Raw genomic sequence first — 22,235 nt, forward strand, 5'->3', positions numbered from 1 at the left:
CAATGAAACCGGTGAGAATTTTCAGATCAGCGGCCACATAATGGCGGTTAATCAACGCCGGGACCTCACCGTTTATTTTTCCCACCAGGATCATATCATCTGCCTGCTTGGAAAAATGATTGATAATTCGGTATTCGGCGGCAATTTCCTTCCCCACCAGGGCGATGAGCTCATCGCCCTCATTAGGTCGATGAATGCCGGTGGCAATCAGAATGGTAATGTCCTCTTTTTTGATGCCGGCCTGTTCCAGGGTTTTCAGCAGGGGAGGGAGGATGATTTTGTTGGGTACCGGTCGGGTGATGTCGCTGATAACGATGCAGACGGATTGTCGTCCCTGTGCCAGCTCGTTTAAAGGCCTGCTTTTCAGAGGGGTTTCTAGCGCCTTGGTGATTGCGGCCGGTGGATCTTCAATTACAGGGGGTTCGCTGGGTCGCCAGATACCCTGAAATCCGGAAGTTTCCGGCAGTTCCACCTGGAGGCCGTTGACGTCATAACTGAGATTAACTTTCATTGCCGGCTCCTCTTGATTTCTAGTTGTTTTAATTCCCGTCGTTTGATTTTACCGGTAGTAGTCATGGGCAGCTCGGTGACGAACTCAATTTTTCGGGGATACTCATGGGCTGCCAATCGAACTTTGACAAAATTTTTGATATCTTTCTCGATTTCAGGACCTAATGAGACATCGGTTTTTGGAATGATGAAGGCTTTGACAATTTCGGTACGTTCCTTGTCCGGGCTTCCCACTACCGCCACCATTGATACTGCCGGATGCTTCATCAAACAGTCCTCGATTTCCGCTGGTCCGATGCGATATCCGGAGCTGGTAATAACATCATCAGCCCGGCCATTAAACCAGAAATAACCGTCCTCATCCTTTTTTGCCAGGTCGCCGGTCAGCAACCAGTCACCAAGGAATTTATCCCGGGTTGCCGGCGAATTTTGCCAATACTGTAGGAACATGACCGGATCGGGGCTTTTGACCGCTATCTGACCAATAACTCCCGGTGAAACCGGCTCTCCTTCCCCATCGATAATCTCCACTTGGTGGCCGGGGATAGCGCGGCCCATTGAACCTGGTTTTACCTCCATGATTTCAGTGCTGCAGCCGACGATCAGGTTACATTCCGTCTGGCCATAGAATTCATTGATCGTCAGGCCAAAAGTTTTCCGGCCCCAGTTCAGGAGTTCTTCTCCTAATGTTTCGCCGCCGCTGCCGATGCTGCGCAAATGGAAATCATATCGATCCTGTGGTTCTTTAACTTGTCGCATCATCTTCAAAGCCGTTGGTGGCATAAAAACATTGCGTACCTGGTGCTTGGCCATGAGCTGGAAAGCCTGTTCCGGGTCGAATTTTCTGGCCCGATGGGCCAGAACCGGGATGCCGTGATGCCAGCTGGGGAAAAGGACGTCAATCAGGCCACCGATCCAGGCCCAGTCGGCCGGGGTCCAGAAAAGATCTCCTGGCCGGGGGAAAAAATTGTGCGGAAATTCGACCCCGGGGAGATGACCTAAAAGTGTCCGATGGGCGTGCAGCGCTCCTTTTGGCGGCCCGGTGGTGCCGGAAGTGTAAATGATCAAGGCCGGATCATCAGCCTTTGTCTGCACCGGCCGGTAGTGGCTGGCCGCTTTTTCAATCATCTGCCAAAAAGAAAGAATATTGTCAGTGGAATTATCTAGATCGGTGACCATTACATATTCGAGATGGGGTAATTCTGGCCAGATGGCATCGATCTTTTCGAGATTTGCTTTATCCGTGATGATGAGTTTGGCGCCACTGTTCTGTAAACGGTAGCTCAGAGCATCAGTGCCGAACAGAGTAAATATGGGGATAGCGATGGCGCCGATTTTATAGGCGGCGATATGAGAAATTGCGGTTTCCGGCCGCTGGGGTAGCAGGATCGCCACTCGATCATCAATCTCAAGCCCCAGAGCGGTAAAAGTATTTGCCAGTTTATCTGAATATTCCTTGATAATTTTAAAGGTATAGTTTTCAACTTTTCCCGTTTCGTTTTCATAAATCAGGGCCAGCCGGTCAGGATCTCTCGCCCATTTATCGCAAATATCCACCCCGATATTGTAAAATTCAGGAACTTCCCAGTGAAAGGAATCATAAACTTCTTTGTAATTCTTTCCGGGATTGAGCATCTATTCATGCCTCTCATCTACATGAAGCCTTTACGTTTAATGGCTGAAAACCACCGACGGCAACCAGGTAATTATTTCCGGGAAAATGATCAATAGAGCCAGACCGAGCAGTTGTAAGGCCACAAATGGTATAATACCCCGGTAAATGTGTCCTATGCTTATTCCCGATGGTGCAACGCCCTTGAAATAAAAAAGAGCATAGCCGAAAGGTGGGGTTAAAAATGAGGTCTGCAGGTTGACGCACATGAGCATGGCAAACCACAGGGGATTGAAGCCAAGTTCCATCGCGATCGGGGTAAAAATTGGTACGGTGACCAAAAGGATTGCCGCCCAATCGATGAACATGCCCATGAAAAAGACAATAACCATCATGATGGTCAAAACCACATAACGATTCAGACCGCTGCCAAGTAAAACGTTGGCGACTACATCCCCCCCGCCCATGCTGAGAAAGACGGTGCTGAAAAATTTGCCGCCGATGAACAGCATCATGATCATCGCGGTCGTTTTATAGGTGGAAATGCTGGCTTCTTTTAAAACCCGCCAATTCAGCTGCCTGTTGGCCATGGCCAGAATCATGGCACCAACGACACCCAGGGCGGCAGCCTCGGTTGGGGTGGCAATTCCAGAGAGGATGGTGCCCATGACGGCAAGAATCAGCCCCAGCGGCGGTATCAGGGATTTTAAAGTCATCGACCATTTTTGGGCTGCTGTGTGGGTACGGTCACTTTCGGGAATTGGCGGCCCGATTTTTGGCTTCAGATGACATAGGATGATGATATAGAGAAAATAAAGCGAAGAAAGCAATATGCCAGGTAAAATAGCACCGGCAAAAAGGTTGCCGACTGAAGTTTCTTTGTAACCGGTAAGCCCACCGTAAACCACCAGCATAATGCTGGGGGGGATCAGGATTCCCAGGGTGCCGGAGGCGCAGATAATTCCCGAAGATAATTCCTTCTGGTAGCCTTTCCTCATCAACGCCGGTCCGGCCAGCAGGCCCATGGCCACTACAGAAGCACCGATGATGCCGGTGGTGGCGGCAAATACCGTGCTGACCACGACTACCGCCAGACCAAGGCCGCCTTTCAGGCCGCCCAGGACAATATAGAGTGATTCGAAAAGTTTATCGGCGACTTTCGAACGGTCAAGAACCTGGGCCATCATGATAAACAAAGGCACGGCAACGAGGACATAGTTTTGCATCAAGCCCCAGGAATTGTTGGCAAACATGTCAAACAGGGCCGGGACATTAAACCCATTGTCAATCAAGCCAAAAAGGGCGGCGACTCCAGCCAGGGTATAGGCTAAAGGATGTCCTGAAGCAATGAGGAGAATTAAGGTGCCGAACATTAAAATGGTGAGGAGTTCCGGACTCATATTTTCCCCTCCTCTTGTTGATTGGTGATAATTTGCCAGTCCTTGAGCAGCTTTGAAAAGTTCTGGAGCAGCAAGAGGGTGAAGCCAATAGCCATCAGGGTTTTAAATGGGTAGATGGGAGGAGCCCAGCTGGTGGATTGATGCTCCATATATTTCCATGAATCAAGGGCATAGCTCCAGGAGAAAATTGTCATGCAAACATAAGTCGGGAAGAATATCAGCAGGCTGGTAATAATGCCAAGTATCGCCCGCTTTTTATTTGGCAACCTTGATTCGAAAATATCGATGCAAACATGGCCATCATGCAGCTGGGTATAACTTAACCCGAAGATATAATGGATACCATAAATAAAAGTGGTGGTTTCAAAACCCCATGATGTCGGAGCGGTGAAAACGTAGCGCATAATGACCTCGTAAACTACCACCCCCATCATCGGCAGAATTAACAGCGCTCCAGTCCGGCCGATTTTCTCATTGATGTTATCAATCAAGCTGATTATTGTCCTGCCCATAAGAATCACCAGAATTATGTGTTTTTTAAATGAAAATCATCCGGCATGGGCGCCTTCAGTCAGCGCCCATACCGGAAGCAATCAAGCTCTCAGCTCAGCGGTTATTCATTTGTTTTGCCGCTGATAAAAGTTTCGTAGGGCCAGGGGGCAATACCGGAACGGATATCGCGCCAGTCAGCGAAATCAGCAATCAGTTTTTCCTGGGAATTCAGAACCTTTTTGACATCCGGATATTTGGCTTTTAGGGTATCCAGGTATTCTTTGGTGGTTTTTTTGAAAGCAATGATGGTGTCTTTATCCATCTTGACAAATTCAACATTTTTCTTGAAGAGTTCAATTGCTTTAATGTTCAGGTTAGTGGTCCAGCTGTAACTCCAGAGTTGGGTTTCCTTGGCGCAGATTTTAACAATCCATTTGAGATCTTCCGGCAGTTTGTTCCAGGCATCCTTGTTGAAAAAGAGGCCAAACTGGCATGATGGTTGATGGACGCCCGGCTCGATGACGTATTTGGTGATTTCATCAAAACCCATGGGATAATTCAGGGCCGGTGCTGAAAATTCAGCGGCATCAATAACTCCGCGTTCCAGGGCCAGGTAGACTTCACCGCCAGGCAGCGGGCTGACCGATGCACCCATATTATTCATGATATCCATGAACCAGCCCGGGGTGCGGACTTTCATGCCCTCAAAATCTTTCAGCTTGGTGGCCCGTTTGTTGGAGAAAAAGCCCATTTCCTGGCCGCCGTTACCGCCGGGAAAAGCAACCATATTATAACGGCCATATAGCTCATTCATCATTTCAGCGCCGCCGCGTTCATAAAGCCAGATATTGTATAATTCGGCATCAATGCCCATCGGGACTGAGGCAAAGGCGACAAATGATTCATTTTTGCCTTTCCAGTAGCCGGGCCAGTCATGACCGCATTGGGCGGAACCTTTACTGACGGCATCGAAAGATTGCATTGCCGGTACCAGTTCGCCGGCTGAAAAGCATTTGATCTGCAGACGACCGCCGGAAGCCAGCCGGACCGAATCGGCAAAATGCTGGGCATAATCATAAAACAGCAGGCCTTTGGACCAGGGCATAACCATCTTCCAGCGGATGGGTTTTTCGCTGGAAGTTTTGACTTTCAGACGTTTTACCGCTGTATGACGGGCATCGGCGCCGAATTTTTCCCGTTTGGCCGCATCGGCAGTTGAAGGGCTGATAAAGAGCGACAGGGTGAATAAACATGCTACCAAAAACCATAATCCTTTTTTCATCTTTTTCCTCCTCCGGTTGTAGTTGTTATGATTATGAAGCGATGGCTTCATAAAACTTTGATTGTCAGCAGAAAGTCCAGCCCCCATCAATACTGAGTGCCTGTCCGGTAATACACTGTGCTTTATCACTTGCAAGATAAAGCGCCATGGCAGATAAATCTTCAGTACTGACCATCTTTTTCAAGGGCTGGTTTTTTAAGAGAACCTGTTCGGGTACCTCTGCTTCACTGATGTTGTATTGGATTGCCAGATCTTTAATCTGTTTTTTTACCAGCGGCGTCAGGACGTATCCGGGACAGATGGAGTTGGCGGTAATATTCCATTCAGCCAGTTCACAAGCCATTACCTTGGTGAAACCTAAGATCCCATGTTTGGCCGCCACATAAGCGCATTTCCAGGGTGATGGAGCCTTGCCGTGGGCCGATGAAATATTGGTAATTCTCCCCCAGGACTTTTCTTTCATGTAGGGAACACATGCCTTGGTGCAGAGAAATGCACCCGTCAGCATTACTGAAATAAGTTGATTCCATTTTTCCAGCGGGAAGTCTTCTATTTTACTGATAAACTGCAGGCCGGCATTATTGACCAGAATGTCAGCTGAACTGAAGGTGGATATGGCTTTTTTCACCATATCGTTGACGCTGTTTTCATCGGCGACATCACAACCCGCGGCAATCGCTTTACCTCCTTTTTCGATGATTTCTTCAGCCGTGCTCCCGGCAGTAGCTTCATTAAGATCGGCGGCTACTACCTGAGCCTGATTGGCTGCCAGATGTAAGGCAATGGCTTTCCCGATGCCACTGCCGGCACCAGTTATGATTGCTGTTTTTTTGCTGAGCATATTTGAACCTCATGGTCTGGATGAGAATGTTGTACTTTTATGGTTGAAGCTTTTGTATTTCCATTTTGCTCTTTTCAGGGAGGCCGTTGGGCTAGATCTCTGAGAGCTGGTCTGACCATCGGACCAATATGGGATTTCATAATAGCTGGATATCTTTTTGTCAAGGATTAAAATAAAAAAAATTGAAAGATTAAAAAAGTTTTTATCAAATCACAATGGATAAAGAAGATAAGCAATAGTCAGGCCAGATAAGATAATGATATTGAATAAAAATCACCTTAATAAAATATTATTATAGAAATCCGTTAGTTGAAGGAATTGATCATAATTCATGGATAGGTAATTTTATCTTGCATCAAACAACATTACGCCGTATAGTAGTTATCTGTAGCAAATCTTATACACTGGTTGCAGGGGGTGATTGCCGATGAGGAGAGGGACTCAATCTGAGTTGCAATCCGGAACTGAGAGTAATAAATCATTGCAGCAACTGGATCTTTGTCAACGGATTATAGACAGTATTTATAACGGGGTAGTGGTTACCGATGCGAATGGTTACATCATTCATTTTAATGAACCTTATGGCAGATTTTTAGGTATTGAGTCCAAAGAGCAGCTTGGCAGACATATTACCGATGTAATCGAAAATACCCGGATGCATATTGTCGCCCAAACGGGTATTCCGGAAATAAACCAATCTCATCATATTCTGGGGCAGGATATGGTGGTGCAGAGGATTCCCATTAAAAAAGATGGAAAAGTGATTGCCGTTTTTGGCCAGGTGATGTTTAAGGATGTTCGTGATGTGCCGAAACTGGCCAAAAAACTTTCATTGCTGGAATCAAAGGTAAAACTTTATGAAAAGGAAATTCTTTCATTACGTTCAACCCGTTATACCTTTGACAGTATTGTCGGCAGCAGCAGAACCATGGGGTTGTTGAAGAAAACGGCGCTTAAGGCGGCCGCTACCAGTCTGCCGGTTCTGATAACCGGTGAATCGGGGACCGGCAAAGAAATGTTTGCTCAGGCTATACATCATGCCAGTTCCCGGCGCCTGCAGCCTTTTATCCGGATAAATTGTGCCGCTATTCCCCGTGACCTGCTGGAAGCAGAACTTTTCGGTTATGAGAAAGGAGCGTTTACCGGGGCGCAGGTTACCGGCAAGCCGGGCAAGTTTGAACTGGCCCACCGGGGGACGATCTTTCTTGACGAGATCGGTGAATTATCTCAAGAGATGCAGCCGAAATTATTACGGGTTCTGGAGGAAAAAGAGTTTGAACGGGTTGGCGGAATCAAGCTCATCAGTTCTGATTTCCGTCTGGTAACGGCAACCAACCAGGATCTGAAAAGTCGGGTTGCAGGTGGTTATTTTCGCCAAGACCTCTATTACCGCCTCGGCGGCATTCCTATATCTATTCCTTCCCTGCGGGAGCGGCGGGAAGATGTACTGCCTATTGCCAATCACCTGTTGACTGAACTGAGTGAAGAGTTTGGTCGTGGAAAAGTGGTATTAGCTTCCGGCGCTATAGAAAATTTGCAGCATTATGACTGGCCTGGAAATGTTCGGGAAATGGCCAATGTTCTCAGCCGTATTTTATCCTTGATTACCAAGGATATTATTGTCGCTGAAGATTTGCCGCTGCATCTGCATCTTTCGCCGAAGCAGTTTTCAGCTGAGGATTCATTTGCTCTCCAGGATGCTATTGTGGCGGTTGAAAAGGAATCAATATCCCGGGCATTAAGCGCTGCGAATAACAACAAAACCAGGGCAGCACAACTTTTGGGTATTCACCGGACCTTGCTTTATAAGAAAATGAAGAAGCATAAACTTCAATTGACCGGATCTTTATAGGGATGTCCATTAATTGATACATAGTTGTAGATAATATGATACAATTTTAACTTTCTGAGTTGCTCCAAAAACGCTGAAAGACATTTCCAAAGATGTTCCGGCATGGCTCTCGCTCATTCTTGCCGGCCGTCCATGGCCTGCCTGTGCGTGCCGCACGCAGACAGGCCGGCTTCCGAGGCGTCCGCCGAACGAATCACATCGTGTGATTCGTTCGGCGGCCAATACCGCCTGCCTGTCGGCAGACAGGCTATGAGCCAAGCCCGAACATCCCATGATGTATCTCCGGCAATGCAAGTCAGAAAGTTGAGATACAATTTATTGATAAGCTTAATTTTTTGTAACTATTCAGCAGGATTGTCTTTACCTGCAGGGGACAGATTTTATTTTTTCTTTTTCGGGGACAGAATGATTTTCACCGAACAATATCGATCTTTAATTGATTTTAGTACCATCTCAAAATGAAAAAATTTAATCTGTCTCCCGGTTTTCGTGAAAAAAATTCAGTCCCCTGCGGAATCAAGCTGCTAGCTGGCTAAAGCTGAATAGTTACAATTTTTTTAGCAAAGGTTTGTAAATGGATAAATTATTTAAACCGATTACAGTTGAAAAAAAGCCGAAAAAAATCGCCAATGATATTCTCGAATATATTGCCAGTGGTCAGCTTGAAGTGGGTGATAAAATTCCGGCAGAAAGAAAACTGGCGGAAACACTGAATGTCAGTCGGGCTTCACTCAGAGAAGCCCTAAGCTATCTGGAAATATCCGGCTTCCTGAAAACCGTTCCTGGAGGTCGAAGTCTGGTCAGAAATATTATTACTGAGCCAATGGATAATCCCATTCAAATATTGTTGAAGAAAGATAAGAAAAAAATCCTTGAACTTGCTGAAATCAGGGCGTTTATGGAATCATGGGCGGCAAGGCAGGCCGCGCTGAACAGAACGACGGGGCAACTGCGGAAAATCGAAGGATATCTGGAGGAAATGGAAGAAGATTTTAATCAGGGAATTATTGATTTTAAGAAAGATCTGAATTTTCATATGGCTATTGCCACCGCGGTTAATAATACTATTTTTTCTCACTTGATAAACATTATTTATGATTTAATCGAATTTTCTATCCAATCAACCAGGGAAAAACTTTATACCAGCCGTGAGGATCAGGAACTTATTTTAAAACATCACCGAAATATTTATGAAACCATCCAGGGCAAAGACCCTGTTTATGCCGAACTGGCGATGCAGGAACATCTGGGATTTGTGATTCGCGAGTTTAAGAAACGTTTTAAGTGAAGAAGAGGAGTTGTCGGTCTATGCTGTTAGCAGCTTGACGGTGATTGTTTGCTGCGGTCCATCTGGTCATGGGTTGGCCGTGTCAGGTTTATACCCATTCTCGCCTGACGGCCAAAATTCCTCGCTTGGCATCAAAAAAAATAACGCAGACGCAATTCCAGCTTGTTGCGGATAAGTTTCTCGCCGTACTCGGTAAAAGAAGAGCCTTCAAGGAATGTACAACGCAGGCGCATCTCCCAGTTGGTAAAACCTGTATAAACAATATCCGGACTTATTGAAAAGCTGTGATCATCGAGGTTGATGACGGTTATCAGACCCGGCGTGAAGTAGAGTATGTCAAATGGTTCCTTCTGAGTGAAGCGGCCATAGAGGTAATTGCGTCCCGATTGCGGTTTGCCATACCCTTTCCGGCTCACGTCCCGGGCTTTGTCGAGCAGCAGAGCAGATCCCGAAGAATAAAATTGCTCATCACCATCGACAATCAGCTGGTAAAAACGATCCATCTCTCCGGTGCGGTAGCCGCTGTCGTTGTGATAATATTCAATGATGCTGGTAATATCGTTTTCGGACAGATAGCGCAGACCAAGAAGTCCGGAAAGCACTGATCTTTCCCGGAGTATCGTTGCCCCATCTTCATGCAGAACGGCGGTCTTCCGGTTGGGAATATAGGCCAGTTCCCCATGAACCTCAAAATTGGTTGCCAGATTTTTGGCAAAATCAAGCCCGTAACGGCTTGAACGGCTGTTGCCGGTGTAGCAGATCAGGTCGATGTCAGTATCTTTGTAAAGCAGATAGAGCTTGACCGCCAGGTTGACATTGTTGATCTCGCCGAAGTCTTCATTGATCTCATCCCAGACCGGCAGAATCACGGTGGTCAGGGCCAGCGTCTGCAACTCTCCGGCAAAGCTTTTTACCAGGTCAAGTTCAAAGGTAGTGTAGCCTTCCAGCGCCTCTTCCGGGTCATTGAGATCTTTGGGTCGGTTGAGAAAACCAGCCGGGTTCCAGGCATAACCTTTGCCCCATTTATATGATTTTTTGCCGAGAGAGGCGGTAAACAGAGGAGTTGGTTTCAGACTGGCATAGGCTTCAAAAATATCCGCTCGATCATACCAATCATTGTCATCCTGCTGCCCACTGGCTTGCATGGTCCAGTTCAAGCTGGTTATGCCGTTAAGATAACTGCCATCAATCTGCAGGGTACCGCTGAAGCGATCCAGGGTTGATCTGGACTTCCCGACAAGGTTCAGCATCTCAAAAGCAGAGCCCTGGTTGAGATTCATATGTTCCCATTTGAGCTCGGCATAGCCTCCCCACTCAAAGCTCTTTTTTTCGAACTCCTCAACCTTAAAACTGAACTCTTCACCGGCTTGAACCGGAAAGGGAGAAAAAAACAGCAGTCCGGCGGCAATCAAGGCAAGGCAAAAAAAAACCAGATTTTGTCCCTTAACGCAGCTCATGAACCTTGGGCAGATAATTGAGGGTAAAAACCTCATCTGCCAGTTCCTTTTTCCGGACCTTGGCAAAAATCATCACTGACCGATAGCCCTTGTTAAGGGGACTGTCGGTCTCAAGTACCGAGGGCCTTATGAGACCGTCGCCAAAATCCTCTATTTTTGCGTAACGCAGAGTTTTGATCAGCATGCCGCTGATGGCGTAGCACTCAATAGTGGTCGGCAGCAGGGTTTTTTTATCGACCTGCATTTCGAGCCGGTCATAGGCTACCGCAGCGGATTTGGCCTTCAGCTCCAGCAGGTAGTTTTCTCCCTGGTCGGTGATCTTTTCAGCGTCATACTCCACGTGATAGTCAAGACGCAGAATGTCAGAGTTGTTAAAGATCCCCCCCACCACGGACTGCAGGCTGGTAATGCGTATGGGCTTGCCTACATTGGGAATATAGAGCCACATATTGTCCCCCAGGCGCAAGGTGGCACGACCCTTTTCGCTGGCCGGGGAGAGGAAGAGAGCCACCATCCTGTCCTGTCCCTTCTTAACGGTGTAGAGCACAAACTCCTTTTTCCTGCCGTCGGGTTCAATGTTGATCAGCTTGCGATACATTTCGTAGGATGGCGGCTGCATATTGCGGTCAACCTGTCGCAGGATCTCGTTGCCATCCAGGGCCAGGGCGGCGCTGCCGAGGAAACAAAACGAAATGATTACCAAAAGGATGGCTCGGCTAACGGTCTTGGATAATTGTCTGTACAACATGGTCAACAACTCCTGTTTTTTCAATATAGTGGATATGATGTTCTTCCAATGCTTGTTTCATCTTTTTGCCGAATTCTCCGGCGATAACCAGCGTCACTCCCTGGTCAGCGAGGAATAAAGCAGCGTCTGGTCCGGCTTTGCGGGACTGATCTCTAACAGGATTTTCAATGCTTTCGAGAAAATTACCCCGGCCATCAAAAAACAAAAAATAAGGGGTTCTCCCGGCCTGCCGGCTGATGGTCGCATCCTTTGCCTGAGCCGAAGAGGCCACGGCAATCCTCATGGTTTCAGCCTCTGTTTTCGGGGCAAAAACAGAAAACAGGACGAGGGTGAAACCGATTATAAAAATGTGTGTGCTTTTGATGTTCATGGGTTTTTCCATAAAAGTTAAACGTGTCGTAATGCGGTTATGGGATCCATCCTGGCCGCTTTCCAGGCCGGCTGCAGGCTGGCCAGCACCGCGATGCCAATAACGATGGCGGCCACGGTAAACACATCACTGGCGGCAATACTCGGAGCCAGCAGCAATCCCTTCTGGCGGCCGAAATCAAAACTGATTTGGGCCGCGTTCATCCCGGCAATAGTCGCCAGACTGATGACCACGCCGATTAAGGCACCGAATATCCCCAGCAGGAAACCCTCAACCACAAAAAGCGAGAGGATCTTGCCAGGCACGGTGCCGATGGCGGCAATGGTGCCGATTTCATTGATGCGTTCATAGACCGCCATTATCATCACGTTCATGATGCTCACCAGGACGATGGCCACCAGCATGATCCTGATAAACAAAGTCATCAGGTCAATCATGCGGGCGATATTGAAAAAAGGTGACAGTTTTTCCCAGGTATGAACCTCGAATACCGGTTTGTCCGCTTTGTTTTTAATGGATCCCAGTTGTTCCTGCAATCCGGCAAAGAGTGGGGCCATCGAGTCCATATTCCGCAGGCGAATGGCGATCTCACTGATCTCATTATCCTCAATACGCAAGAGCGTTCTGGCATCGCTCAAATGAATTACCCCGTCCCGGCCGCCGGGGCCGGAAATCCCCTCCAGGATACCGCGGACCACGAAGGGCTGGCCGTTCACTGAGCCATCTTTGTTGGTGGCCACCAGGACAATGGTGTCGCCGACGCTGACCTTCATGCCCCTGGCAATGAGCTCAGGAACGAGAATTTCACCTTTTTCCAGGAGTCCCTCCTTTTTGCCCTTGATGATGCGCTCAGCAAGCATGGGCACGGTCGCCATCTCCTGTTTTGGGTTGACGGCGTTTAAGCGAATATTGGTTGTTTCAGTGAAATTACTGAACATGGCGCCGAGCCTGATCCGCAGGGAATAAGCCTCCACTGCCTCATTACTGTCCAGGATCTCCTTTACCCTGGCAACGTGTTTGCCCTGCAGGTTGCGATCCAGGGGCAGACTGTCAACAGAGGCCAGGTAGCCTTTACGATGCACCTGGAGATGGCCGAGCATGGAATCGGTTATCTGGCCGATCATCATTGCCTTGAATGATCCGGATACGGAGATGAAAAGCAAAACGGAAACCACCCCCAGGGTGATCAGCGCGGAGGTCAGCAGGGTGCGCCGTTTATAGCGCTGCAGGTTGCGGATGGCCAGCTTGATGACATTACCCATGATTTCCCTCCTCCAGCAATCTACCGTCTTCAAGGGTGAAAATGGTCTCCACATTTTTCACCACCCTGGGGTCATGGGTGGAAAAGATGAAGGTGGTGCCAAACTCAGCCCGCATCTCCTGCATCAACTCAATAATTCGGTTGGCGGTTTTCCGGTCCAGGTTGGCAGTGGGTTCGTCAGCGAGCACCAGTTTGGCATTGGTTCCCAGGGCCCGGGCGACCGCCACCCGCTGCTTCTGGCCACCGGAAATCTGGCTCGGATATTTGTTTATCTGGTCGCTCATCCCCACAGCCTTAAGGAGCTCCAGAACCCGTTCCCGTCGTTTCTGCTTCGGCCAGTTCTGGACCATAACCAGGGGATACTCCACATTTTCAAAAACCGTGAGAACTGGAATCAGGTTGAAATCCTGGAAAACAAAACCGATATGCTCGCCCCGGAAACGGGCCGCTTCCTGACGGTTTAAGGCGGCAATGTCCTTGCCGATCACCGTAAGCGTGCCTCCGGTGGGCGGGTCAAGGCAGCCGATCATGTTGAGCAGAGTGGACTTGCCGCTTCCTGAAGGGCCGATGAATGAGACAAAAGATGCCGGTTCAATGGTGAAATCAACTCCCCGGATGGCCTTGACTGCAATATCACCGGCCTGATAGGTTTTTTCAAGCCCTCGGGCTTCAACCACTGCCATAATCTTTCTCCTCAACTTTCTGACTTGCATTGCCAGGGACATATTAGCAGGATGTTCGGGCTTGGCTCATAGCCTGTCTGCCGACAGGCAGGCGGTATTGGCCGCCTGGTTGGGGACAGTTTTAAAACTGTCCCCCATTGTGATTCGCAGCGGACAATCGGGGACATTGCTTTAGCGCGCCCCACAGTCTAGCTGTTTTTAGAGCAACTCAGAAAGTTGAGTTACAATAAATATGAGTATCATAGTTGTCATTTTTTGTAAATATTCGACTTTGTCTATAGATTGACAAATTTTTATTATTTCTCACAGAGACACGGAGTCACAGAGGGCAAATGACTGGGGTTCTCTGTGACTGGTTTGTGCCTCTGTGAGAGTATTTACCGAAACCCCTTGCTAAATGCCCCCGGGAGTTTCACTACCTTGTCAAACCCGCGCAAGAAAAGGGTTATGAAAGTCAGGGAAAAGCTGTCGGTTTATGCCGTCAATTTGACGGTGATTGTTTGCTGCGGTCCATGAATAAGGACCTGCCCCGGTCTTCCTCCTTTGGGTTTTTTTAAATATTTTCTGGGCAGGTACATTATTTCCACCCGGGTATCATTTTTCCCGCGTGAATTGATGGCTGCCAGTTTGGCCGCGGCTTTGATTTCAGTTTCTGTTGCCGGTCTGTCATTGGGGGTTTTCAGCAGCACATGGGCACCGGGAATGTCTTTAGCATGGAACCAGAGGTCATTGGCGCTGCTGAGATGGCGATAAATTTCCTCGTTGCCGGCCGCGCTTTTGCCAATAGTGATGGTTGCGCCACTGGCCAGTTGTTCGGTGTTCACTCCTTTAAGCTGACGGCCGGCGTGGGTTTTCTTCTCCCTTCCCTCTTGTTCATGAGGTTGGCGGCCATGTTCTCGGGCGCTGATGCCCAGGATGGTAGCATACTCGCTCAGTTCTTCCTGGTTCCGGGATTGTTCAACCTGGTAAGCCAGATCTTCCAGATAATGGAGTTCCCCGCGGCTGGTGGCCAGGCGGGTTTCGATCATTGCCAGGCCGCGTTTGGCCTTTTTAACCCGTTTGTAAAGTTTTTCCAGGTTCTGGATCGGGCTGAGCGCCGGATCAAGGGGGATGTTGACTTCTTCCAGGTCTGGTGACCAGTAATTAATCACTTTTGCCTCCCGATCTCCACGTTTGATCCGGTGCAGCGAGCTTTTTAATAATTCTCCAAAAGGCTCCAGCTTCAGGTGCTGTTGCTTATCCGCCGCTTCCCGTTCAACCTTTCCGATTTTGCGTTTCAGGCGTTTTTGTTTCTTCCGCAAATGGCTGATAATCTGCTGCCGGGTAATGATGTCGTATTTTTCCCGGTAGCGAGGCAGGAACCAGCGGTCGTAAAGCTGATGGTAAAAAAGAGGATTCGTATTGTCAGTTTCCTTGATAGCCGCTTCCAGGAAGGATTTTTTACCGGTCTCAGCAGATTTGTTAAGTTCTGGCGGCAGGGGTGGGGGAGTATAATTTTCTCCCTGGCGCAGGCGATTGGCTGCTGCCGGGTGGTGGGGCAGCAGCAATTCTTCAATGGTCAGTGATTCCCCCCGGGCGAAGATCAGATTGCCGCGCTTTCCGGTCAGTTCGATAATCAGGGCCAGGGGATCGCCTGAAGCTCTGGCTGAGCGGATGATGATAATGCGATCATTGGGGATTTTCTCTATCGACTGGATCATAGCCCCCTGAAGGTGGTGACGGAGAAAAGCGCAGAAACGTAAAGGACGGGGCGGGTTGAAAAACCGTCCCGTACTGATATGTAATCCTGGATCTATGGGGGCCAGGGAGCAGAGCAGGTTGTGGGATCCATGGCGACCGCCAAGTTTGAACAGCAGGTGCCAGCCGGTCATCTGGTGAACCTTGCGGATGAATGATCCCGGCAACACTTTCTGTAAGCCTGGCAGCAACAGATCAATGGTAGTCATATCCATGAAACAGTAGTAGAATAAAAAGTTTAGGATGTCAAAGCAATGTCGGCCTTTCAGGGAGAAAAAGCTTTGTAAAATATACCAAAATGATATAAATTACTGGAAACTGGTTGTAAGAGAGAATCAGGAGGTAATGATGAAAAAAAGCTTTAATGCCGGGGAAAAATCCGGTCGTGATTTGTTGCACCGACCCGTGCAATGGCTATTTGGCCTTGATAAGCTTGTGCATATGCTGGTGGCCCTGATTCTGGTATTCATCGCTTTGTCTATCATGGTTTATGCCGTCATGAGTTTTAAAAGCTTTGATATTCATTCCCTGTTGAAAGCAGTGAATATGGTTTTGCTGGTTCTTATTGTTATGGAAATCCTCTGGCCGGTGTTAGCGGTACTGAAAAAAGAGCCTTTTACCCTGAATCCTTTTATTTATGTGTGTATTATTTCCAGTATACGGCGGATTTTGATTGTTGAAGCTGAAATGTCCATCGGCAGCTATGATCATCATGCTTACGCCATGGAAATGGGAATCAGTGTGGGAACTATTTTGGTCATGATCATTGTTCATTATATTTATAATCGGGGATATATTCTGGAAAAACGCTGCAGCTTGCCGCCTGATGATGAGAAACAGGAGTAAGAACTTATGTCTGTTCTGGTGATGGTTCGTCATGGCCAGTCATTGTGGAACCTGGAGAATCGTTTTACCGGTTCCGTCGATGTGCCATTGACTGAAAAAGGGGTTTTGGAAGCTAAACAGGCAGGTGCTCTGCTGGATAAATATACCTTTGATGTGGCCTATTGTTCTTTCCTGACTCGGGCGGTTGTTACCCTGGAAACCATGGTGCGGACCATGGGGATGCCGGTACCGGTCATCCCGGTCATCCGCTTGAAAGATTTCAATGAAAGAAGCTATGGTGAGCTGGAAGGGCTGAAAAAGGACGCGGTCAGGGAAAAATATGGCCCTGAGATTTACCGATTATGGCATCGTGGCTATGAGATCGCCCCGCCGGGAGGCGAGAGTTTGAAACAGGCCGCGGCTCGGGTCTGGGGAGCTTATTGCCGGACCGTCGCCGGGGATCTGGCCGCCGGGAAGAATGTACTGCTGGTAGCCCATGGCAACGTGCTGCGGGTTTTGATGATGCACCTGGACGAAATTGATGCCGCGGCTATTGGAACCCTGGAAATCCCGACTGCGGAACCTATTGTTTACCATTTTGACGCCTGGCGGCAGGTGATGGACAAAAAAATTCTCAGCTGGGAAAAAATGGGAATAATGGGGACAGACCCCGTTCTTCTGCATTGATCATAACTCAACTTTCTGACTTGCGTTGCCAGGGACATATTAGCAGGATGTTCGGGCTTGGCTCATAGCGGTATTGGCCGCCGAACGAATCACACGAAGTGATTCGCGGCGGACGCCTCGGAAGCCGGCCATGGACGGCCGGCGAGAATGAGCGAGAGCCATGCCGGAACATCACTGGAGATTTCTTTCGCTGTTTTCAGAGCAACTCAGAAAGTTGAGTCATAACTTTTTACGCGACAGAAGAGAATGGAAAAACGGGGTCTGTCCCCATTTTTTTTCATGATGCGAAAACGATTAACAATCAGAGTGTCTGGTAAGGTTCAGGGGGTCTGGTTCCGGGCCCGGACCCGGGAAGAGGCCGAAAAGCTGTCACTTGCTGGTTCAGTGTGGAATAATTCTGATGGCAGTGTCGGGATTGTTGCCGAAGGTGAAGAAGAACGGCTGCAAGAATTACTTGCCTGGTGCCGCCGCGGTCCGACCATGGCCCGGGTGATGGACCTGTCGTATGACTGGCAGGAGTTTCAGGGCGAGTTTGACGGTTTCAATATTGCCTATGCCTGAAATTAAAACCAGCCTGCCGCCATCCCATCCGCAACAGTATTTTTCCCTGCCGGTGATCGAATTTATTCGCCGGCAGATCAACTCCGGCAACGGCAACGAAGTGCTTTTTCATGGCCATTGGGAAGACCGGCAGCGGCTGGTGGTTAAAGCATCGGTCTTAAGCCGTGGCAACCGGCAGATGACGGCGGCGTTGATGAACGTGGTCAAGGCCGGTGACCTGGTGATTCATAATCATCCATCCGGGAAGCTGACTCCATCCGCAGCGGATATTATGCTGGCTTCTGAACTGGGATCACAGGGGGTCGGCAGTCTGATTATCAACAACCAGGTTACCGAAGTTTACGCGGTGGTTGAACCCCTGGGAACCGCAAAGCCGGAACTGGTCGATCCTGATCAAGTGAGGAATTTTTTTCTGCCCGGCGGCTGTCTGGCGGAGCGGATGCCGTCTTATGAATATCGCCTGGCCCAGGAGAAGATGGCTATGGCGGTGAACGGGGCTTTCAATCAAGGCGGGATAGTGGTGATTGAAGCGGGGACCGGGGTGGGAAAAAGTCTTGGCTACCTGATTCCAGCTGCGCTCTGGAGCCTGGCCAATGAAAAACGGGTGGTGATTTCCACTAATACCATCAATCTCCAGGAACAGCTGCTGCAGAAAGACCTGCCACTGCTTACCGATCATCTGGATATCCCGGTGAAGGCGGCGCTGGTCAAGGGGCGGGGAAATTATCTCTGCCGGCGTAAAATTGACGAGTTGGGAGCTGATTCAACCTTGCTTCCGGGTTTGGAGAAGCAGGAGCGTGATTTCCTTGGTGAGATCGTTGCCTGGTCTGAAATCACCAGTGACGGCAGCCTGGCCGATCTGCCGATTATGCCGCCACATGATGTCTGGGAGTTGTGCAACAGCGAGGCGGATATCTGTCTCGGGGCCAAATGCTCCCATTATGAAAACTGTTTTTTTTACCGGGCCCGACGCCGGGCGGCTACCGCCCAGCTGTTGATTGTCAATCACCATCTTTTATTTGCCGATCTTGGCCTGCCGGCGGGTTTTGGCCTGCTGCCCAAGTATGAGGCGGTAATTCTTGATGAATCCCATCACCTGGAGGATGTGGCCACTGGCTATATGGGTGAAAATGCCTCCCGTCTTGGTCTGACCCGGGTGCTGGGGCGCTTGGCCCATCGTAAACGGACCAACTCCGGCGTCCTGGCCCGGATCTATCAGCGACTGCAGAAAATTGTTCATAAGAATCAGTATGAATCTCTGGAAAATCTGCTGGCCGGTCTGGACGCGGATATCCTGCCGGCGGTGGGTTTTATTGCCGGGGAAATGGGAGATTTTTTCAGTCGCTGGCAGGCGGCCTTTCTGGGCCTGGAAGCGGAAACAACGCGGGACAAACCGGGTACGTATAAAAGACGGATAACGGAAAGTGACCGTGGCTCAGAGTATTGGAAAAGTGAGATTATCCCCCTGGCCCGGGAGCTGAGAGAATTTTTCGCGCCCTTGTTCAGCGCTTTGTCAAACCTGGATAAAGGAATAGAGGAAGGCATTCGGGATGGCCTGCTGCCGGTGGAAAGTTTTGATTTTCTGCTGGCGGAATTGCGGGGGATCGGCAATCGACTGCGGCAGTATGTGGGGGTGTTCAGCCGTTTTTTCCTGGCCGAGGAAAGGGATCCCGGTATCATTTACTGGGTTGAAATCAGTCGTGGACGACGGTTGAATCTCAAGGTGATCATGGCGCCTCTGGATGTGGGGGCGGTGCTGGTTGAAAAGTTTTATACCCGCCTGGAAACGGTGGTTATGACCTCGGCCACCCTGGCGGTTGGTCGTGATTTTGCTTATTTTCTGGAAAGATCAGGCCTTTCGAGATTGCCGGCGGCCAGCCCGGTTGAAATCCTGCTGCTTGACAGCCCCTTTGATTATCGGAAAAACTGCCGGCTGTTGGTTCCCCGGGATTTGCCGATGCCCGACCAGAAAGATTATCGGGATCAACTGGGCATCTTTCTGGCAGAACTGATTAAAGCGGTTGGCGGCCGCACCATGGTTCTCTTTACTTCCTATGCGATGATGAACCAGGTAACTACGCGCTGCCGTGAGCTCCTGGCCGGCCAGGGATTTCTGCTTTTTCAGCAGGGTGAAGGCCAGCGCCATAAACTGCTCCATGATTTTAAGAATAATCCGGCGGCGGTGTTGCTGGCTACGGCCAGTTTCTGGGAAGGGGTGGACGTCAAGGGCCGGGCGCTGGAAACCCTGGTGATTGTCCGTCTGCCGTTCAAGGTGCCTACTGAACCGGTGGTTCAGGCTCGCTCTGAATTTATTTCTGCCAATGGTGGCGATCCTTTTCGGGATTATGCCCTGCCCCAGGCAGCTATTCGCTTAAAACAGGGAGTTGGCCGTCTGATCCGCAGCCAGAACGACCGGGGGCTGGTGGTGATTGCCGATGACCGGATTGTTACCAAAAATTATGGTCAGAAGCTCAGGGAATCACTGCCCATGCAGGCTTTGGAATATCAGCCACGAGAGAAAATTGTCGAGCTGGCCCGGGATTTTTTTCAGCATGGCTGATAATACGGATATAAGAACCTAAGTTGAGCGATTAGCGGTTAGCCATTAGCGTTTAGCTTTGAAAACGCAAGACGTTACGTTAGTGAGGAATAACACCCAATTGGTGAAAGTTTGTAATAACAAAACATCCTGTAATCATTAAACCAACAGCTAACTGCTAAAAGCTAATCGCTTAATTTAGGAATAACTCAACTTTTTGACTTGCATAGCCAGGGAGATTACAGGGATGTTCGGGCTTGGCTCATAGCGGTATTGGCCGCCGAACGAATCACACGATGTGATTCGCGGCGGACGCCTCGGAAGCCGGCCATGGACGGCCGGCGAGAATGAGCGAGAGCCATGCCGGAACATCCCTGTGAATTTTTTTCAGCATGGTTGATAATCTGGATATGACAACAGCGAAAAAGCAGAAGCACCCTTGTGCTGACTGCCGTTTCTGCCAGTGGTGTGGTGATGACCGCTGCCGGATATGTCGGGGAGAGTGTGCTGACGGCCGTGGCTGCCGAATCAGAAAACTCAGCTTCGCCGAGCAGATCGAGGCTTATGAAAAACTGAATCAACAAAAGAGGAAATGATAGAATTATGCATGTTTGGCATTTACCGCTTTGGCAGGGAATTTTTCTGGTGGCCCTGGTAGCTTTTGGGGTCAATATGCCCTTGGGATATCTGCGGGCCGGGGTGCGAAAGTTTTCGCCTGCCTGGTTTTTTTATGTTCACCTGTCCATACCCCTGATTATCTTGCTGCGCTTGAGCTTGGGCTTGGGCTATGCTTTTATTCCGATTTTCATCGCCATGGCAGTTGGCGGTCAATTGGCGGGCGGCTGGATGAGAAGTTCTTGTCCCGGAGTGAAAAATGATGGTTAAAGCTGCGCCCCGGGTGATTATTTTTGATTGTGACGGAGTATTGTTTGCCAGTGAAGCCGCCAATTTGGCTTTTTACAACCACATCTTCAAGTTTTTCGGCAGGCCGGTGGTTGCCGCCGATGATTCAAAACGGCTGAAAGTTCTGCACACCTATTCAAGCCACCAGGTTTTTGAACATTTTTTCGGTCGGGGGCAGCGTTATGAAGAGGTGCTGACCTATGCCAGGACCGTCGATTACCGGCAATTCATTCCCCTGATGGAACCACAGCCGGGGCTGCATGCGATCCTTGGCCGTCTAAAAGAAGGTTATCGTCTAGGGATTGCCACCAATCGTACCGATTCCATGGCTTTGATCAGTCTGCATTTTCAGCTGCAGCCATACTTTCAGCACCTGGTAACCGCCGGTGATGTGCCACGTCCCAAACCTCATCCTGATATGCTGCACCGGGCCCTGGAGTTGTTTCAGGTTGAGCCGCAGGCCGCGTTATATATCGGTGATTCTGATCTGGATTATCAGGCCAGCCGGGCTGCCGGGATTCCCTTTATCGGTTTTGGCTATCAGCCGGCTGACGCGCCGGCAGTCGAATCGTTGGATGTACTTGAAGATTTGCTGGATTAGGAAACGGTGGTTTCCGGATGAAAACTGAAATAGGTTGTCTATGGAAGTGGTAATCGAGCGCGTCCATGATTCATATCATTTTGGTTCAGCAGCTGAACTGACCGGGCAGCATCTCGATCAATTCATCCAATTTTTTAATGTTCCAACGACTGTTCCTGATTCGGCCATGGGTGGCAGGGGAGCTGTAATGAAAACCTATCTTAAGGGGGTAGGTTCAGTTGTCATCAAATATTATCAACGTGGCGGGTTCCTGCGGCATCTGGTAAATTCCACCTATGTAAAATGGGGTAAAACTCGTTCCCAGATTGAATATGAAATCTTGCAGACGATGGCTGACTCAGGGGTCAATGTTCCGGAACCGGTTGCCTATGCCTGGCAGGGAAAGTTATTTTACCGAGCCTGGCTGGTCTTAAAGGAGATTAAAGAGCAGCAAACACTAGCAGAGCTTAGTTGTGTGGACGAAGGGCGGGCGCGAACGATAATGGAAAAAGTTGTAAGCCAGGTAGCCTTGCTGATTGAAAATAATCTCCATCATGTTGATCTGCATCCGGGAAATGTGTTGGTGGACAGCAGTGATCGTGTCTAT

Annotated in this window: 25 protein-coding genes; 11 read left to right on the forward strand and 14 right to left on the reverse strand. The window is 49.2% G+C overall.

Features of this window, described 5'->3' with window-relative positions:
* The 6 genes from U9P07_09640 to U9P07_09665 all read right to left on the reverse strand — a co-directional run.
* On the reverse strand, positions 1 to 511 hold a 511-nt coding region (locus tag U9P07_09640), incomplete at its 3' end, for a lactate racemase domain-containing protein (GenBank protein ID MEA2109666.1).
* Positions 508 to 2,145 (reverse strand): AMP-binding protein, encoded by a 1,638-nt coding sequence (locus tag U9P07_09645; GenBank protein ID MEA2109667.1) that lies wholly within the window; start codon positions 2,143 to 2,145, stop codon positions 508 to 510. The genes U9P07_09640 and U9P07_09645, both read right to left, overlap by 4 nt.
* Before the next feature lie 36 nt (positions 2,146 to 2,181).
* Complete coding sequence (locus U9P07_09650; protein MEA2109668.1) at positions 2,182 to 3,522, reverse strand: TRAP transporter large permease subunit; 1,341 nt, start codon at positions 3,520 to 3,522, stop codon at positions 2,182 to 2,184.
* The gene (locus U9P07_09655) at positions 3,519 to 4,034 is read right to left on the reverse strand and encodes a TRAP transporter small permease subunit (GenBank protein ID MEA2109669.1); all 516 of its coding nucleotides are present in this window, start codon (positions 4,032 to 4,034) and stop codon (positions 3,519 to 3,521) included. The genes U9P07_09650 and U9P07_09655 overlap by 4 nt, the downstream gene beginning before the upstream one ends.
* A gap of 101 nt (positions 4,035 to 4,135) precedes the next feature.
* Positions 4,136 to 5,296, reverse strand: coding sequence for a TRAP transporter substrate-binding protein DctP (dctP, locus tag U9P07_09660; protein ID MEA2109670.1), 1,161 nt, complete (start codon positions 5,294 to 5,296; stop codon positions 4,136 to 4,138).
* A 64-nt stretch (positions 5,297 to 5,360) separates the two neighbouring features.
* Positions 5,361 to 6,137 carry a 3-hydroxybutyrate dehydrogenase gene (locus U9P07_09665; protein ID MEA2109671.1) on the reverse strand — a complete coding sequence of 259 codons (777 nt, stop codon included), beginning with the start codon at positions 6,135 to 6,137 and terminating at the stop codon, positions 5,361 to 5,363.
* Between the two features lie 427 nt (positions 6,138 to 6,564).
* Here U9P07_09665 and U9P07_09670 point away from each other — a divergent pair, with 427 nt between their 5' ends.
* The 3 genes from U9P07_09670 (at position 6,565) to U9P07_09680 (ending at position 9,277) form a co-directional block, all read left to right on the forward strand.
* On the forward strand, positions 6,565 to 7,989 hold the full coding sequence (locus U9P07_09670; GenBank protein MEA2109672.1) for a sigma 54-interacting transcriptional regulator: 1,425 nt from the start codon (positions 6,565 to 6,567) through the stop codon (positions 7,987 to 7,989).
* 102 nt (positions 7,990 to 8,091) lie between these two features.
* Complete coding sequence (locus tag U9P07_09675) at positions 8,092 to 8,451, forward strand: hypothetical protein (protein MEA2109673.1); 360 nt, start codon at positions 8,092 to 8,094, stop codon at positions 8,449 to 8,451.
* A gap of 112 nt (positions 8,452 to 8,563) precedes the next feature.
* Complete coding sequence (locus U9P07_09680; GenBank protein MEA2109674.1) at positions 8,564 to 9,277, forward strand: FadR/GntR family transcriptional regulator; 714 nt, start codon at positions 8,564 to 8,566, stop codon at positions 9,275 to 9,277.
* 131 nt (positions 9,278 to 9,408) lie between these two features.
* On the opposite strand, the gene U9P07_09685 is transcribed toward U9P07_09680, so the two are convergent.
* The 6 genes from U9P07_09685 to U9P07_09710 all read right to left on the reverse strand — a co-directional run bounded on the left by U9P07_09685 (position 9,409) and on the right by U9P07_09710 (position 15,748).
* A complete protein-coding gene (locus tag U9P07_09685; GenBank protein ID MEA2109675.1) occupies positions 9,409 to 10,770 on the reverse strand; it encodes a hypothetical protein in 1,362 nt (453 codons plus the stop codon).
* Positions 10,721 to 11,482, reverse strand: a complete 762-nt coding sequence (locus tag U9P07_09690) for an outer membrane lipoprotein-sorting protein (GenBank protein ID MEA2109676.1) — start codon at positions 11,480 to 11,482, stop codon at positions 10,721 to 10,723. The genes U9P07_09685 and U9P07_09690 overlap by 50 nt, the downstream gene beginning before the upstream one ends.
* Positions 11,451 to 11,852, reverse strand: a complete 402-nt coding sequence (locus U9P07_09695; protein ID MEA2109677.1) for a NifB/NifX family molybdenum-iron cluster-binding protein — start codon at positions 11,850 to 11,852, stop codon at positions 11,451 to 11,453. Before U9P07_09695 ends, U9P07_09690 begins: the two co-directional genes overlap by 32 nt.
* 17 nt (positions 11,853 to 11,869) lie before the next feature.
* The gene (locus U9P07_09700; protein MEA2109678.1) at positions 11,870 to 13,114 is read right to left on the reverse strand and encodes an FtsX-like permease family protein; all 1,245 of its coding nucleotides are present in this window, start codon (positions 13,112 to 13,114) and stop codon (positions 11,870 to 11,872) included.
* Positions 13,107 to 13,796, reverse strand: coding sequence for an ABC transporter ATP-binding protein (locus U9P07_09705; protein MEA2109679.1), 690 nt, complete (start codon positions 13,794 to 13,796; stop codon positions 13,107 to 13,109). Before U9P07_09705 ends, U9P07_09700 begins: the two co-directional genes overlap by 8 nt.
* Positions 13,797 to 14,269: 473 nt before the next feature.
* Entirely contained in the window at positions 14,270 to 15,748 is a 1,479-nt protein-coding gene (locus U9P07_09710) for an NFACT RNA binding domain-containing protein (GenBank protein ID MEA2109680.1), read from the reverse strand.
* A gap of 130 nt (positions 15,749 to 15,878) precedes the next feature.
* On the opposite strand from U9P07_09710, the gene U9P07_09715 reads away from it, so the two are divergent.
* Positions 15,879 to 16,379 (forward strand): phosphate-starvation-inducible PsiE family protein, encoded by a 501-nt coding sequence (locus tag U9P07_09715; GenBank protein MEA2109681.1) that lies wholly within the window; start codon positions 15,879 to 15,881, stop codon positions 16,377 to 16,379.
* Between the two features lie 6 nt (positions 16,380 to 16,385).
* Positions 16,386 to 17,045, forward strand: a complete 660-nt coding sequence (locus tag U9P07_09720; GenBank protein MEA2109682.1) for a 2,3-diphosphoglycerate-dependent phosphoglycerate mutase — start codon at positions 16,386 to 16,388, stop codon at positions 17,043 to 17,045.
* A gap of 39 nt (positions 17,046 to 17,084) precedes the next feature.
* Here U9P07_09720 and U9P07_09725 read toward each other — a convergent pair whose 3' ends face one another.
* On the reverse strand, positions 17,085 to 17,207 hold the full coding sequence (locus tag U9P07_09725) for a hypothetical protein (GenBank protein ID MEA2109683.1): 123 nt from the start codon (positions 17,205 to 17,207) through the stop codon (positions 17,085 to 17,087).
* A 117-nt stretch (positions 17,208 to 17,324) separates the two neighbouring features.
* On the opposite strand from U9P07_09725, the gene U9P07_09730 reads away from it, so the two are divergent.
* Positions 17,325 to 17,606 (forward strand): acylphosphatase, encoded by a 282-nt coding sequence (locus U9P07_09730; GenBank protein ID MEA2109684.1) that lies wholly within the window; start codon positions 17,325 to 17,327, stop codon positions 17,604 to 17,606.
* A complete protein-coding gene (locus tag U9P07_09735) occupies positions 17,599 to 20,166 on the forward strand; it encodes a helicase C-terminal domain-containing protein (protein ID MEA2109685.1) in 2,568 nt (855 codons plus the stop codon). Before U9P07_09730 ends, U9P07_09735 begins: the two co-directional genes overlap by 8 nt.
* A 218-nt stretch (positions 20,167 to 20,384) precedes the next feature.
* Here the strand turns inward: U9P07_09735 and U9P07_09740 are convergent, their stop codons facing one another.
* Positions 20,385 to 20,507, reverse strand: coding sequence for a hypothetical protein (locus U9P07_09740; protein ID MEA2109686.1), 123 nt, complete (start codon positions 20,505 to 20,507; stop codon positions 20,385 to 20,387).
* A gap of 30 nt (positions 20,508 to 20,537) precedes the next feature.
* Between U9P07_09740 and U9P07_09745 the strand changes: the two genes are divergently transcribed.
* The 4 genes from U9P07_09745 to U9P07_09760 form a co-directional block, all read left to right on the forward strand.
* Positions 20,538 to 20,741: a hypothetical protein gene (locus U9P07_09745; GenBank protein ID MEA2109687.1), complete on the forward strand. Its 204-nt coding sequence runs from the start codon at positions 20,538 to 20,540 to the stop codon at positions 20,739 to 20,741.
* A gap of 7 nt (positions 20,742 to 20,748) precedes the next feature.
* Positions 20,749 to 21,030 (forward strand): hypothetical protein, encoded by a 282-nt coding sequence (locus U9P07_09750; protein MEA2109688.1) that lies wholly within the window; start codon positions 20,749 to 20,751, stop codon positions 21,028 to 21,030.
* Entirely contained in the window at positions 21,020 to 21,649 is a 630-nt protein-coding gene (locus U9P07_09755) for an HAD family hydrolase (protein ID MEA2109689.1), read from the forward strand. Before U9P07_09750 ends, U9P07_09755 begins: the two co-directional genes overlap by 11 nt.
* A 40-nt stretch (positions 21,650 to 21,689) precedes the next feature.
* Positions 21,690 to 22,235: lipopolysaccharide kinase InaA family protein (locus tag U9P07_09760; protein MEA2109690.1), on the forward strand; the 546-nt coding region annotated here is incomplete at its 3' end.

It is taken from the genome of Pseudomonadota bacterium (genome assembly GCA_034660915.1).
GTDB lineage: Bacteria > Desulfobacterota > Anaeroferrophillalia > Anaeroferrophillales > Anaeroferrophillaceae > DQWO01.

What these genes read in the sequence shown, in the direction of transcription:
- U9P07_09740 (MEA2109686.1), bottom strand. Translation starts at nt 20,507, where the DNA reads ATGGCTCTCGCTCATTCTCGCCGGCCGTCCATGGCCGGCTTCCGAGGC.
- U9P07_09725 (MEA2109683.1), bottom strand. Translation starts at nt 17,207, where the DNA reads ATGGCTCTCGCTCATTCTCGCCGGCCGTCCATGGCCGGCTTCCGAGGC.
- U9P07_09680 (MEA2109674.1), top strand. Translation starts at nt 8,564, where the DNA reads ATGGATAAATTATTTAAACCGATTACAGTTGAAAAAAAGCCGAAAAAA.
- U9P07_09690 (MEA2109676.1), bottom strand. Translation starts at nt 11,482, where the DNA reads ATGTTGTACAGACAATTATCCAAGACCGTTAGCCGAGCCATCCTTTTG.
- dctP (MEA2109670.1), bottom strand. Translation starts at nt 5,296, where the DNA reads ATGAAAAAAGGATTATGGTTTTTGGTAGCATGTTTATTCACCCTGTCG.
- U9P07_09685 (MEA2109675.1), bottom strand. Translation starts at nt 10,770, where the DNA reads ATGAGGTTTTTACCCTCAATTATCTGCCCAAGGTTCATGAGCTGCGTT.
- U9P07_09720 (MEA2109682.1), top strand. Translation starts at nt 16,386, where the DNA reads ATGTCTGTTCTGGTGATGGTTCGTCATGGCCAGTCATTGTGGAACCTG.
- U9P07_09645 (MEA2109667.1), bottom strand. Translation starts at nt 2,145, where the DNA reads ATGCTCAATCCCGGAAAGAATTACAAAGAAGTTTATGATTCCTTTCAC.
- U9P07_09705 (MEA2109679.1), bottom strand. Translation starts at nt 13,796, where the DNA reads ATGGCAGTGGTTGAAGCCCGAGGGCTTGAAAAAACCTATCAGGCCGGT.
- U9P07_09755 (MEA2109689.1), top strand. Translation starts at nt 21,020, where the DNA reads ATGATGGTTAAAGCTGCGCCCCGGGTGATTATTTTTGATTGTGACGGA.
- U9P07_09745 (MEA2109687.1), top strand. Translation starts at nt 20,538, where the DNA reads ATGGTTGATAATCTGGATATGACAACAGCGAAAAAGCAGAAGCACCCT.
- U9P07_09750 (MEA2109688.1), top strand. Translation starts at nt 20,749, where the DNA reads ATGCATGTTTGGCATTTACCGCTTTGGCAGGGAATTTTTCTGGTGGCC.
- U9P07_09700 (MEA2109678.1), bottom strand. Translation starts at nt 13,114, where the DNA reads ATGGGTAATGTCATCAAGCTGGCCATCCGCAACCTGCAGCGCTATAAA.
- U9P07_09735 (MEA2109685.1), top strand. Translation starts at nt 17,599, where the DNA reads ATGCCTGAAATTAAAACCAGCCTGCCGCCATCCCATCCGCAACAGTAT.
- U9P07_09670 (MEA2109672.1), top strand. Translation starts at nt 6,565, where the DNA reads ATGAGGAGAGGGACTCAATCTGAGTTGCAATCCGGAACTGAGAGTAAT.
- U9P07_09710 (MEA2109680.1), bottom strand. Translation starts at nt 15,748, where the DNA reads ATGGATATGACTACCATTGATCTGTTGCTGCCAGGCTTACAGAAAGTG.
- U9P07_09695 (MEA2109677.1), bottom strand. Translation starts at nt 11,852, where the DNA reads ATGAACATCAAAAGCACACACATTTTTATAATCGGTTTCACCCTCGTC.
- U9P07_09665 (MEA2109671.1), bottom strand. Translation starts at nt 6,137, where the DNA reads ATGCTCAGCAAAAAAACAGCAATCATAACTGGTGCCGGCAGTGGCATC.
- U9P07_09730 (MEA2109684.1), top strand. Translation starts at nt 17,325, where the DNA reads ATGATGCGAAAACGATTAACAATCAGAGTGTCTGGTAAGGTTCAGGGG.
- U9P07_09655 (MEA2109669.1), bottom strand. Translation starts at nt 4,034, where the DNA reads ATGGGCAGGACAATAATCAGCTTGATTGATAACATCAATGAGAAAATC.
- U9P07_09650 (MEA2109668.1), bottom strand. Translation starts at nt 3,522, where the DNA reads ATGAGTCCGGAACTCCTCACCATTTTAATGTTCGGCACCTTAATTCTC.
- U9P07_09675 (MEA2109673.1), top strand. Translation starts at nt 8,092, where the DNA reads ATGGCTCTCGCTCATTCTTGCCGGCCGTCCATGGCCTGCCTGTGCGTG.
- U9P07_09715 (MEA2109681.1), top strand. Translation starts at nt 15,879, where the DNA reads ATGATGAAAAAAAGCTTTAATGCCGGGGAAAAATCCGGTCGTGATTTG.